Origin of the sequence: Streptomyces sp. R35, assembly GCF_041053035.1 — a bacterium.
Taxonomy (GTDB): domain Bacteria; phylum Actinomycetota; class Actinomycetes; order Streptomycetales; family Streptomycetaceae; genus Streptomyces; species Streptomyces lutosisoli.
Window position 1 is genome coordinate 5,844,249 of record NZ_CP163440.1, and the last position, 12,915, is coordinate 5,857,163.

At 69.1% G+C, this 12,915-nt stretch carries 7 protein-coding genes and 1 pseudogene; 6 read left to right on the top strand and 2 right to left on the bottom strand.

The genetic code is table 11. The annotated features are described in order from the left end of the window. The first annotated feature begins 180 nt into the window (after nucleotides 1–180). On the top strand, nucleotides 181–1,209 hold the full coding sequence (locus AB5J50_RS26735) for a hypothetical protein (RefSeq protein WP_369260814.1): 1,029 nt from the start codon (nucleotides 181–183) through the stop codon (nucleotides 1,207–1,209). 208 nt (nucleotides 1,210–1,417) lie between these two features. Here AB5J50_RS26735 and AB5J50_RS26740 read toward each other — a convergent pair whose 3' ends face one another. Together AB5J50_RS26740 and AB5J50_RS26745 are read right to left on the bottom strand one after the other, a co-directional pair. Continuing rightward, nucleotides 1,418–3,694: a heterodisulfide reductase-related iron-sulfur binding cluster gene (locus AB5J50_RS26740; RefSeq protein WP_369260815.1), complete on the bottom strand. Its 2,277-nt coding sequence runs from the start codon at nucleotides 3,692–3,694 to the stop codon at nucleotides 1,418–1,420. 183 nt (nucleotides 3,695–3,877) lie between these two features. Further along, nucleotides 3,878–6,976: an NACHT domain-containing NTPase gene (locus tag AB5J50_RS26745; RefSeq protein ID WP_369260816.1), complete on the bottom strand. Its 3,099-nt coding sequence runs from the start codon at nucleotides 6,974–6,976 to the stop codon at nucleotides 3,878–3,880. Between the two features lie 190 nt (nucleotides 6,977–7,166). Between AB5J50_RS26745 and AB5J50_RS26750 the strand changes: the two are divergent. The 5 genes and pseudogenes from AB5J50_RS26750 (at nucleotide 7,167) to AB5J50_RS26770 (ending at nucleotide 12,882) form a co-directional block, all read left to right on the top strand. After that, nucleotides 7,167–8,248 (top strand): annotated as a pseudogene (locus AB5J50_RS26750) (MraY family glycosyltransferase). Nucleotides 8,249–8,696: 448 nt separating this feature from the next. Further along, nucleotides 8,697–10,547 carry a molecular chaperone DnaK gene (gene dnaK / locus AB5J50_RS26755; RefSeq protein WP_327430332.1) on the top strand — a complete coding sequence of 617 codons (1,851 nt, stop codon included), beginning with the start codon at nucleotides 8,697–8,699 and terminating at the stop codon, nucleotides 10,545–10,547. Further along, entirely contained in the window at nucleotides 10,544–11,206 is a 663-nt protein-coding gene (grpE, locus tag AB5J50_RS26760; protein ID WP_369260817.1) for a nucleotide exchange factor GrpE, read from the top strand. The genes dnaK and grpE overlap by 4 nt, the downstream gene beginning before the upstream one ends. 33 nt (nucleotides 11,207–11,239) lie before the next feature. Then, on the top strand, nucleotides 11,240–12,424 hold the full coding sequence (dnaJ, locus tag AB5J50_RS26765) for a molecular chaperone DnaJ (protein ID WP_327430334.1): 1,185 nt from the start codon (nucleotides 11,240–11,242) through the stop codon (nucleotides 12,422–12,424). A 5-nt stretch (nucleotides 12,425–12,429) separates the two neighbouring features. Then, nucleotides 12,430–12,882, top strand: coding sequence for a helix-turn-helix domain-containing protein (locus AB5J50_RS26770; RefSeq protein ID WP_369260818.1), 453 nt, complete (start codon nucleotides 12,430–12,432; stop codon nucleotides 12,880–12,882). Nucleotides 12,883–12,915 lie beyond the last annotated feature (33 nt).

The window sequence follows — 12,915 nt, forward strand, 5'->3', positions numbered from 1 at the left end:
GATGGCCCTGTTGTGGTGATGCGTTAAGGGTGCGGGCGTGCGGGATCGGTCACTTGCGAGGCGGAGTGCGTAGCGGTGAGACCTTGACAGCGACTCGGTGATGGTGCGTTTGTTCGGCAGGGGATCACGGGGATCACGGGGATCACGGGGATCACGGGGATCACGGGGGGAGAGGGGTTCATGCGCTCTGCGCTGGTCTGGATCGTGCGGGTGTGCGGGCTGGTGGGGTGGGTCGCGGCGGGGGCCGCGTGCTGGTGGCTTCTGGGTGTCTCCGCCGTGCCGCGGCCGTGGACCGGGCCGCTGGTGTGGGGAGGTGTGGCGGCGGGGTGCGCGGTCGTGCGGGCCGGGGCGTTGTGGGGGCTGCGGGTGCCGCGGCGGCGCGGGGACGGGGAGGCTGTTTCCCTCGCGAAGGCGGGCGCGCGGGAAGGGCGAGCCGGGCGGACCGAGGAGCTTGGCCGGGCGCCGCTGGACGACGTCCTCGGGATCTCGTTCGGCTCGCCGGGGTGGGTCAGGGTCCGTACGGGTGCCGTGTGGCTCCTCGTGGCCTTCGTCTCCGGGGCGCTGTTCGTCGGCGTGATGGCGGACTCCTCGGGCAACGGCAGGATCGACGCCCTGCGCGAGGCGGGCGCCGAGGTGAGCGCCGCGACCGTCGTGGAACCGCCGCGCGCGGTGCGGGAGGACCTCAGTGACGACGTCGTACGCGGCTATATGTCCCGGCTGGTGGTCTCCGTGTCCGGCGGTCCCGAACGGCTCACCGTGAAGGGTGCGTACACGGACGCCAAGCCCCGCGTCGGCACCGAGGTCGAGGTCCTGTGGTCCCGGTCGGCGCCGCGCCTCGGCGGAGTCGTGCACGAGCGCGAGAGTCTGCGTACTCTCGCCGCCGGCCGTTGGGAGGCCTTTCCGGACGGGGCGAACGGCGGGGACGCGCTGGTCGCCTTCGTCCTCATCATGGTCGTCGGATGCGTGCTCGGCGCCGTCTTCACCTTCGCGGCCGGGCTGGACGGACTGCGGCGGACGGCCTGGTCGCCGACGGTCCAGACGGTCCGCGGCGCGATGACTGTGGCGGTGTTCCTGGGCTGGCGGCCGCTGCTGCTGGGGCACGACGCGAGTGCGCCCGAAGTGCCGTTCGTGCTGGTCGGCCTGGGCGGCTTCGTCCTCGTGCTCCTTGTGTACGTCTTCTCGTCGGTGTCGAGTCTTGGCGAGGACTGAGGAGCCCCATGCCCGGGAGGGTCCGTCACCGGAAGCGGGCCCTGGGTTATGCCTCGGTCTGATCCGGCGGCGTCGACGGGATACTCGCCGTCGGCGATGCGGGCGGCGATGACTTCGGCGACCTGACGCCGGCGTGGGATGCGGCGACGCCCCCTGCCCAGGTGGGACAGGGGGCGTCGGTCGTACCGATCGGGCCGGTCGAGGCCGGTTACTTCACCGGCTCAGGCTCCGGCGCGCTCTCCGACTCGGCCTCGCCCGCCGGGGGCTCGTCGTCGACCGGGGTCTTGACGGATTCGAGGAGCAGCTGGGCGACGTCGACGACCTGGATGGACTCCTTGGCCTGGCCGTCGTTCTTCTTGCCGTTGACCGAGTCGGTCAGCATGACGAGGCAGAACGGGCAGGCGGTGGAGACGATGTCGGGGTTGAGCGACAGGGCTTCGTCAACACGCTCGTTGTTGATGCGCTTGCCGATCCGCTCCTCCATCCACATCCGCGCACCACCGGCGCCACAGCAGAAGCCGCGCTCCTTGTGGCGGTGCATCTCCTGCTGACGCAGGCCCGGGACGGCGGACATGATCTCGCGCGGCGGCGTGTAGATCTTGTTGTGGCGGCCCAGGTAGCAGGGGTCGTGGTAGGTGATCAGACCCTCGACCGGGGTGACCGGCAGCAGCTTGCCCTCGTCGATGAGGTGCTGGAGCAGCTGGGTGTGGTGGATGGTCTCGTAGTCGCCGCCGAGCTGCGGGTACTCGTTGCCGATCGTGTTCAGGCAGTGCGGGCAGGTCGCGACGATCTTCTTCGCCGACCTCGGCTTCTTCGTCGACTCGTCTTCGTCGTCCTCGCCGAACGCCATGTTCAGCGCGGCGACGTTCTCCATGCCGAGCTCCTGGAAGAGGGGCTCGTTGCCGAGGCGGCGGGCGGAGTCACCGGTGCACTTCTCGTCGCCGCCCATGATCGCGAACTTGACGCCCGCCATGTGGAGCAGCTCCGCGAAGGCCTTCGTCGTCTTCTTCGCGCGGTCTTCCAGCGCGCCGGCACACCCGACCCAGTACAGGTACTCGACCTCGCTGAGGTCCTCGATGTCCTTGCCGACGACCGGCACCTCGAAGTCGAGTTCCTTGAGCCATTCCAGGCGCTGCTTCTTGGCGAGACCCCAGGGGTTGCCCTTCTTCTCCAGGTTCTTGAGCATCGTGCCGGCCTCGCTCGGGAAGGCGGACTCGATCATCACCTGGTAGCGGCGCATGTCGACGATGTGGTCGATGTGCTCGATGTCGACCGGGCACTGCTCGACGCAGGCGCCACAGGTGGTGCAGGACCACAGGACGTCCGGGTCGATGACGCCGTTCTCTTCGACGGTGCCGATGAGCGGCCGCTCGGCTTCCGCCAGGGCGGCGGCGGGCACGTCCTTCAGCTGCTCCTCGGACGCCTTCTCATTGCCCTCCATGTCCTTGCCGCCACCGGCGAGCAGGTAGGGGGCCTTGGCGTGCGCGTGGTCGCGCAGCGACATGATCAGCAGCTTGGGGGAGAGCGGCTTGCCGGTGTTCCAGGCGGGGCACTGCGACTGGCAGCGGCCGCACTCGGTGCAGGTGGAGAAGTCGAGCAGGCCCTTCCAGGAGAACTGCTCGACCTGGCTGACACCGAAGACGTCGTCCTCACCGGGGTCGGTGAAGTCGATCGGCTTGCCGCCGGAGGTCATGGGCTGGAGCGCGCCGAGGGCGGTCTCACCGGTCGCGTTCCGCTTGAACCAGATGTTCGGGAAGGCGAGGAAGCGGTGCCAGGCGACACCCATGTTGGTGTTCAGCGAGACCACGATCATCCAGATGAACGAGGTGCTGATCTTGATCATCGCGGTCAGGTAGATCAGGTTCTGCAGCGCGGAGACGCTCAGGCCCTTGAAGGCGAGGACCAGCGGGTACGAGGCGAAGTACGCGGCCTCGTAGCTCTCCACGTGGTGGATGGCGCCTTCCAGGCCGCGCAGCACGTAGATGGCCAGGCCGATGGTGAGGATGACGTACTCGACGAAGTACGCCTGCCCGGCCTTGGAGCCCGTGAACCGGGACTTGCGGCCGGCCCGCGAGGGCAGGCTGAGCAGCCGGATCGCCATCAGGACGACGATGCCGAGGACGGTCATCACGCCGATGAACTCGGTGTACATCTCGACCGGCAGGAAGCCACCGATGACCGGCAGCACCCAGTCGGCCTTGAACAGCTGGCCGAACGCCTGGGCGAGGGTCGGCGGCAGCGTCAGGAAGCCGACGGCCACGAACCAGTGGGCGAAGCCGACGATGCCCCAGCGGTTCATCCGCGTGTGGCCGAGGAACTCCCTGACCAGGGTCACGCTGCGCTGGTAGGGGTTGTCGTTCCGGGTGCCGGCGGGCAGGGGCTGGCCGAGCTTGAAATACCGGACGAACTGACCGATGGCGCGTGCGAGCAGCGCAACGCCGACCACGGTCAGGACCAGCGACACGATGATCGCGGCGAGTTGCATTTGGGGGCTCCTCGGGCCTGCGAGGTGTTGCTCCGAGGGTGACCTCGGAGGTGATTACTAAGCGGTAACTTATGCAGTCCGTCTGAGACTACCTACATCTTCCGCCGCACTGTAGCCAGGGGGGCGGTGATCTGCGTCGCTGAGGGGAGCCTGAGTGGTCCGCGTCGCTCTCCGTGCGGGGGTTCAGAGGAGGGGCTTGAGGACGAACTCGCGGACCGGGTGGAAGCGGGCGTCGTCCCGTCTCATGACCAGCATTGCGCGCATGTGCACCGCGGAGCACGCGACAAGGACTAGCAGGGCGATACCGGTTGCCGCCGCTACGCCCCAGGGCTGCATTACGGCGACGTAGGCGTAGAGGGCGACCGTGGGCAGGAGGGCGGACGAGGAGAACTCCGTGACGAGCAGGAGGACGCTGATGAAGAGTGTCTCGGTCTCGCTCACCATGGTGAGAATCCCGCCCACGTTTCTCGGCAGGCCCAGCCTCAGAACCGGCCGAACTGGAGGCACTCCACTTGCGTACCTTTCGCGCGTGCTGCGATCGACCCAGGCCACCAGCGCGTAGGCCGCCAAGCCCAGGCCGATTTCGATCGAGACCGCCAGCCCCAGCCACCAGGGGCCCCACGGACGGTCGCCCGTGGCCGCCCTCACGGCTCCCCACGCTGCGATCCCGATCAGCGCGAAGGAGACCAGCCGGATGAACCGGTTGTGCCAGCTCCTGGCGTACTCGTAGCGCCTGGCCTCCGTTTCTCGCGGCAGCACGTCCCAGCTCTCCGGTCCCGCGAGCCGGAACCCGCGCAACAGCGCCACGGCGACCCCCATCTGCAGCCAGTCGGGAAGCATGCGCAGGAGTACCAGCCGGTGTCGGGGCAGCTCGGTCGAGGCGAGGACCTCGACGACCTGCTGGAGTAGGAACGAGCTGAAGCCGCCGAGCTCGGCCTCCAAGTAGCGGGAGAGCGTGTCCGCCCTGGTGTAGGCACCGTCCTGGTCGTGCTCGAGGCCGATGAAGTCCTCGGGTATGCGATGGCGCCGCTTCAGCCATTCCGCCAGCTCGCTTCCGACGCGCACCTCAAAGCCGAGGAAGAGAGGATCATCGGGAACGCGGTATGAGACGGCCGTCAGCGCGGCGATGATCCGCGGGTCGGGTATGGGCAGATCGTCGCATCGCTCGATCTCCTCGGGGTCCATCCGGTCGATGACGTACGCGATCCTGCCTACGATCTTGATCAGCGCGTCGTCGGGCCCCTGGGCGAAAGGGCGCCAGACCCAGGGCATGTCCGGCGGCCACGCGCCCCACGGGAGCGATGCGACGCGTAGCTCGGCTGCGATCTCGGGGACGGTGAGCAGCTCGCCGAGGTGGAAGGCGCACAGCACTTCCCTCTCCGGGTCCCGCTCCCCCAGTAGCTCGGCCAGGGCGCGCGCCGCCTTCGGCGTACGGATGGACCAGAGCGTGCGGACAGCATGGGGGTGCGCTTCCGCCAGGGAGCGGAGGGTGGGCACAGCCAGATCCCCCATCAGCTCGAGGGCACGCCAAGCAGGGCTGCCCGGGTGTGCCATGGGTGCCAGCGCGTCGACGGCCCGAGGCAGGTTCGTGGCCGCCAGTGCCCGAGCCGCCGCGTACGACACGGTGCTGTCCTCGGCGGACCGCACCGCTTCCACCAGGAAGTCGAAGACCCGCACTCCGCGCTGCCGCCGGTCACCTGCCACCAGCCCGAACGCTGCGATCACTTGCTCGTCGGCGATATCCAGGTCGATCCCGTGCTCGAAGTGCTCCAGGATCTCCTCGGCCAGCCGGTCGTCGACGGTGTGCGCGTCCGCCAAGCACTGAAAGGCCAGCACCGGGTCCCGCCGGTACACCGCCCGCACCACCTCCGTGCAGTCCCGCGGCTCCACCCCGCACCACAGCCGTACCGTCTCCCGCCAGGCCGGGGGATCTGCCGCGTACCGGCGCAGCAGCCCCGCAGGGTCGGCGGCCAGGACCACCGCCGCCAGGTACTCCTGGAGGGTCAGGTGCGCGAACTGGTACCGCTCGCCGTTGTCGATGGCGAGCAGCAGCCCACTGCGCTCCACGATCTCCTTGACCACGCTCTCGGCGAGGGCGGGATCGCGGCCCTGCTGCTCCAGCACCGTCCGCGCCGTCTTCAGGACCTCGGTCTCCGGCAGCGCCAGCCGGTCGTGGGTGCCCGACGGGATGTCCTGGGCCGCGAGGGCGAGGTGCTGGAGGACCGCCTTCTTCAGAGGGAGCGCGTACGACGTCTGGCGGCGGTCGGCGAGCAGGCTGCCGATGACTTGCTTGTAGAAGTCGGCGCGGGTGTGTGGGAGGACCTGGTCCGTGCCGGCGTACACGAAGTCGTAGAGGTACGCGACCATCGTCAGGAGCAGGGGGTTGCGGGCCAGCGACATGATCTGCGGGGTGTCCCGGAGGGCGCCCAGGACCTGGTCCACCGTGTCCGTCGCGGTGCCCGCCCGCCACGGCCAGCCGCCCAGGAACCGCCGGATCAGATGCTCGTCGAAGTCCCGCACGCGCAGCGTCTGGTCGAACTCCGTGAACTGTCCCTCGTACACCGCGACCCGGCAGGTCACCACGATCCGGCAGTCCGCGTACGTGTCCGCGAACTCCTTGATCAGTTCGACCACCTTGGCGCGCAGGTCGGTGGCGACCTCGTCCAGCCCGTCGAAGTAGAGGGCCAGATCGCCCCTCCCCAGCGCCCCGGCCACCCAGGTGTCCGCGCGCGGGAAGCCGTGCCGGGCGAAGTGCCGGACGACGTGCTGCTCCAGGGTCAGGTCCGGGTCCTTGTTGAGACGGTGGAGTTCGAGGAGTACGGGGATGTCGTCGAGGGCGCCCAGGTCCACTCGTGAGCTGTCCGCCCGTACCCGCTCCCGCGCCCACATCAGCGACTCGTGGCGAAGGAGGAGGGTCTTGCCCGCCCCCGGCACCCCGAGCACCACGCTGTGCCGGGCCCGCCGCAGCGTCTCCGACAGTGCGGGGCGGCTCTCGGCGGTGGACTCGCCCCCGTACAGCGGTACGTACACCGACTCCATCGGCAGCTTCAGCGCCTCGTCCGCCTGGAAGGAGACCGGGAACTCGCGGTGGCGGCGGTACAGCTCGCGCGTGTACTTGGCGAGTGCCGCGCGGCGCAGGAGCCGGCTGCCGGCGAAGCGGCCGTACAGGAAGTCGAGCAGCAGTTTGACCTTGGCGACCAGCAGGTCCTTCGAGGCGAGCGCGAGGATTCCGAGCACGAATCCCCCGAGCCCGACCAGCCAGCTCCACACGGCGTCCCCCACCGAGCCCCCTCCCGGTTTTCGAGCCTTGTCAGGTTCCCACGGGGGACCTTCTCCCCGCTGCCGGTTCACCGGGACAGCTCACGGTTCGTCAGGCGGTTCGTCAGGCTGTACGGCAGGCGGTTCGGCAGGACACGTAACACCGATCGTGTTATTCGCACAATACTGTGACAATTACGCCTAAATTGGCGTCGTGTTGTACGGAATCGCCGCCGCCACGGCCGCCCTGCTCCTCACCGCCGCGCTCGCCGCGCTCCTGCGGATGCTCGCCCTGCGCTTCGGCGTGGTCGAGCGGCGCCGGGTGCGGCCCGTTCCGCTGCTCGGCGGGGTGGCCGTCGTCGGCGGTACGGCGTTCGTCGCCGGGGTCGGGGACTGGACGGATGTCGCCCCGCTGGGCCCGGAGGCCGGGCGGCTGCTGGTCGTCGGGATCGGGGTCGCGCTGGTCGGTCTGGTCGCCGATCTGTGGGCCGTACCGCCGGTGGTGCGGATGGTTGTTGTGGGTGTGGGCGCCGCGCTGACCGTGCCGTACGACGAACTCGGGCTGCCGGGTGCGGTGGTGGGTGTCGTCTGGATCGTCTTCGTCACGCATGCCTTCGGTTCGCTCGATCATGCCGACGGGGTGCTCGGGACGGTCGGCGTCATCACCGCGTTCGCGCTGGGCGGGTGCGCGGCTGCCGAGGTCATGGACGGGCTCGCGACGTTGCTGAGCGTGCTGGCCGCCGCGCTCACCGGGTTTCTGATGCATGGGTGGCCTCCGGCGCGGATTGTGCCGGGGCGGTGCGGGGCGTTGTTCGCGGGGTTTGTGCTGGCTTCGGCGGCTGTGCTGGTGCATGCCGGGCGGGAGGGTGGGGCGGGGGTCGGGGCCGGGTTTGCGTTGACGGCGGTGGCGTTGTGCCGATGTCGTGCTGGTGCTTGTGTCGCGGCGGAGGGTGGGGTGGCCGTTGCTGCGTTCTGCCCCGGACCACCTTGTCCATCGGCTGCGGAGGCTTGGGCTGACCCGGCAGGGGGTCATGGTCGTCATCGGCTTCGCCGCGTTTGCCGGGGCGCTGGTGGGGCTGGCCATTGATCTGGGGTGGTGTGGGGGCGGGTGCCGCGTGGTGGGTGGTGGGGGGTGTCGGTCTTGTCGCGGTCGTGGGTGGCTTGCGTCCGGGTTCTCGCCCCCGCCGCCCCTACCCGATCCCATCCCCGGGGGGCTCCGCCCCCAGACCCCCGTATCGGCCTGAACGGCCTCGTCCTCAAACGCCGGACGGGCTGAAGATCGCGGGCCGGAGCTGAAGATCCCCGGACGGAGCTGAAGATCCCCGGACGGGCTGAAGATCCCCGGACGGGCTGAAGATCGCGGGCCGGAGCCGAAAGATCTCCCGTCGTAGGCGAAGATCTCCAGACGGAACCGAAGATCTCCAGACGGAACCGAAGATCTCCAGCCGGAACCGAAGATCTCCAGCCGGGACCGAAGATTCCCAGCCGGGACTGAAGAACATGGCCGCGACCGAAGAACGCGGCCGGCGAATTAGAGATCGTCGACCAGGCCTGAGGGGTCGAAGGGGTGACGAAAGTCCTCCCCGTCCACCCCACCCCCCACGGCAAACCCCCAGCTCACCCCCCACCTGCGCGTAAGCAACAGATAAGAGTTGAGCCCCTCCGACTCAGCTCTGTTGACCGGGCGGCGACGGTCATGCACACTTGAGTCCGTTCCACTCAAGTCATTGCTGGAGGAATCGAAATGGCACGTGCGGTCGGCATCGACCTGGGCACGACTAACTCCGTCGTCAGCGTTCTTGAAGGCGGCGAGCCCACCGTCATCACCAACGCAGAGGGCGCCAGGACCACGCCGTCCGTCGTCGCCTTCGCCAAGAACGGCGAAGTGCTCGTCGGCGAGGTCGCCAAGCGCCAGGCGGTCACCAATGTGGACCGGACCATCAGGTCCGTGAAGCGTCACATGGGTACGGACTGGAAGATCGAGCTCGACGGGAAGCACTTCAACCCGCAGCAGATGAGCGCGTTCATCCTGCAGAAGCTGAAGCGGGATGCGGAGGCGTACCTCGGTGAGAAGGTGACCGACGCGGTCATCACCGTCCCGGCGTACTTCAACGACTCCGAGCGTCAGGCGACGAAGGAAGCCGGTGAGATCGCCGGTCTCAACGTCCTTCGTATCGTCAACGAGCCCACCGCGGCCGCGCTCGCCTACGGCCTCGACAAGGACGACCAGACGATCCTCGTCTTCGACCTCGGTGGCGGCACGTTCGACGTGTCCCTGCTGGAGATCGGTGACGGCGTCGTCGAGGTGAAGGCCACCAACGGTGACAACCACCTCGGTGGTGACGACTGGGACCAGCGTGTCGTCGACTACCTGGTGCAGCAGTTCAAGTCCGGTCACGGCGTGGACCTCGCCAAGGACAAGATGGCCCTCCAGCGCCTCCGCGAGGCCGCCGAGAAGGCCAAGATCGAGCTGTCCTCGTCCACCGAGACCTCGATCAACCTGCCCTACATCACGGCGTCCGCCGAGGGCCCGCTGCACCTGGACGAGAAGCTCACGCGCGCCCAGTTCCAGCAGCTCACCGCTGACCTTCTGGAGCGCTGCAAGACGCCGTTCCACAACGTCATCAAGGACGCGGGCATCAACCTCTCCGAGATCGACCACGTCGTTCTCGTCGGTGGCTCCACCCGTATGCCCGCCGTCGCCGAGCTCGTCAAGGAGCTGACCGGTGGCAACGAGGCCAACAAGGGTGTGAACCCGGACGAGGTCGTCGCCATCGGCGCCGCCCTCCAGGCCGGTGTCCTCAAGGGCGAGGTCAAGGATGTGCTTCTCCTTGACGTGACGCCGCTGTCGCTTGGTATCGAGACCAAGGGCGGCATCATGACCAAGCTCATCGAGCGGAACACGACGATCCCGACCAAGCGGTCCGAGATCTTCACCACCGCCGAGGACAACCAGCCCTCCGTGCAGATCCAGGTCTACCAGGGCGAGCGCGAGATCGCGGCGTACAACAAGAAGCTCGGCATGTTCGAGCTGACCGGTCTGCCGCCGGCCCCGCGTGGCGTCCCGCAGATCGAGGTCGCCTTCGACATCGACGCCAACGGCATCATGCACGTCACGGCCAAGGACCTTGGCACGGGCAAGGAGCAGAAGATGACCGTCACCGGTGGCTCCTCGCTGCCGAAGGACGAGGTCGACCGGATGCGCCAGGAGGCCGAGAAGTACGCGGAGGAGGACCACGCCCGCCGCGAGGCCGCCGAGACCCGCAACCAGGGCGAGCAGCTCGTCTACCAGACGGAGAAGTTCCTCAAGGACAACGAGGACAAGGTCCCGGGTGACGTCAAGACCGAGGTCGAGGCGTCCATCGAGGAGCTGAAGGCCGCGCTCAAGGGCGAGGACACCGCCGAGATCCGTACGGCCACCGAGAAGGTCGCCGCCGTCTCGCAGAAGCTGGGCCAGGCCATGTACGCCGACGCCCAGGCCGCGCAGGCCGCCGGTGGCGCCGAGGGTGCCCCGGGTGCCGAGCAGGCCAGGGCCGACGACGACGTCGTTGACGCCGAGATCGTCGACGAGGAGCGCAAGGACGGTGCCGCGTGACGGAGGAGACCCCGGGCTTCGAAGAGCAGCCCGACGTCCCCTCCGGCGCCACCCCTGAAGACGCCGAGCCGAAGGCCGCCCCCACGGAGGGGGCGGCCCCGGCCGGGGACGCGGCAGCAGCAGCCCAGACGGCCGGTCTGACGGCCCAGCTGGACCAGGTGCGTACGGCGCTCAGTGAGCGCACGGCGGACCTCCAGCGGCTCCAGGCCGAGTACCAGAACTACCGCCGCCGGGTCGAGCGCGACCGGATCGCGGTCAAGGAGATCGCCATCGCGAACCTCCTGACCGAGCTCCTGCCCGTGCTCGACAACATCGCCCGCGCGCGGGACCACGGCGAACTGGTCGGCGGCTTCAAGTCGGTGGCCGAGTCGCTGGAGACCGTCGCGGCGAAGATGGGGCTCCAGCAGTTCGGCAAGGAGGGCGAGCCCTTCGACCCGATGATCCACGAGGCCCTGATGCACTCGTACGCGCCGGATGTCACGGAGACGACGTGCGTGGCGATTCTGCAGCCGGGGTATCGCATCGGCGAGCGCACCATCCGCCCCGCGCGGGTGGCCGTCGCCGAGCCCCAGCCGGGGGCGCAGCCCGCCAAGGCCGACGAGGCGGAGGCGGCCTCCGCGGCCGACGACAAGGAGTCCGGTGGCCCGGACGAGGGCTGACGTTGAACGCATGAGGAAGGAGGGACGTCGAGGATGAGCACCAAGGACTTCATCGAGAAGGACTTCTACAAGGTTCTCGGCGTCCCCAAGGACGCCACCGAGGCCGAGATCAAGAAGGCGTACCGGAAGCTCGCCCGCGAGTTCCACCCGGACGCCAACAAGGGCAACGCCAAGGCCGAGGAGCGCTTCAAGGAGATCTCCGAGGCGAACGACGTGCTCGGCGACCCCAAGAAGCGCAAGGAGTACGACGAGGCACGCGCCCTCTTCGGCAACGGCGGCTTCCGTCCGGGTCCCGGTGCGGGCGGCGGCAACTTCAACTTCGACCTGGGCGACCTCTTCGGAGGCGGCGCCCAGGGCGGAGCGGGCGGGGCCGGCGGCTTCGGCGGCGGTATCGGTGATGTGTTCGGGGGCCTGTTCAACCGCGGTGGCGCGACCACCGGCACCCGGACCCAGCCCCGGCGCGGCCAGGACATCGACACCGAGGTGACGCTCAGCTTCACCGAGGCGGTGGACGGTGCGACGGTCCCGCTGCGGATGACGTCCCAGGCACCCTGCAAGGCCTGCTCGGGCACCGGCGACAAGAACGGCACACCGCGTGTGTGCCCGACCTGCGTCGGCACCGGCCAGGTCGCGCGGGGTTCGGGCGGCGGTTTCTCGCTCACCGACCCCTGCCCGGACTGCAAGGGCCGCGGTCTGATCGCGGAGCACCCCTGCCTGGTCTGCCAGGGCTCGGGCCGCGCGAAGTCGTCCCGGACCATGCAGGTCCGCATACCGGCCGGGGTGAGCGACAGCCAGCGGATCCGGCTGCGCGGCAAGGGCGCACCCGGCGAACGGGGCGGCCCGGCGGGCGACCTGTACGTCACCGTTCATGTCGACGCCCACCCGGTCTTCGGCCGCAAGGACGACAACCTCACCGTCACCGTGCCCGTCACCTTCGCGGAGGCGGCGCTGGGCGGGGAGGTGCGCGTGCCGACACTCGGCGGCCCGCCGGTCACCCTCAAGCTGCCGCCGGGCACGCCCAACGGTCGCACGATGCGAGCCCGCGGCAAGGGCGCGGTCCGCAAGGACGGCACCCGCGGCGACCTTCTGGTCACCGTCGAGGTCACGGTCCCCAAGGACCTGTCGGGCAAGGCTCGTGACGCCCTGGAGGCGTATCGCGAGGCGACCGCGGAAGAGGACCCGCGGGCGGAGCTGTTCCAGGCCGCGAAGGGAGCATAAGAGCGATGGACGGCCGTCGACGCAACCCGTACGAACTGACCGAGGAAACCCCGGTCTACGTCATCTCGGTGGCGGCCCAGCTCTCCGGCCTGCACCCGCAGACCCTCCGCCAGTACGACCGCCTCGGCCTGGTCTCACCCGACCGCACCGCCGGGCGCGGCCGTCGCTACTCGGCCCGCGACATCGAACTGCTGCGCACCGTCCAGCAGTTGTCGCAGGACGAGGGCATCAACCTGGCCGGCATCAAGCGCATCATCGAGCTGGAGAACCAGGTCGCCGCGCTCCAGTCCCGCGTAGCGGAGATGGAGGCGGCCCTGGACGGCGCGGCAGCCGCCATGCAGCAACGCGAGGCCGCCGTCCACGCCTCGTACCGCCGCGACCTGGTTCCGTACCAGGAGGTTCAGCAGGCGAGTGCGCTGGTGGTGTGGCGGCCGAAGCGACAGCAGTCCTCGGACTGAGCGGTACATGCGCGAAGAAGGGGCCCGGAGGTT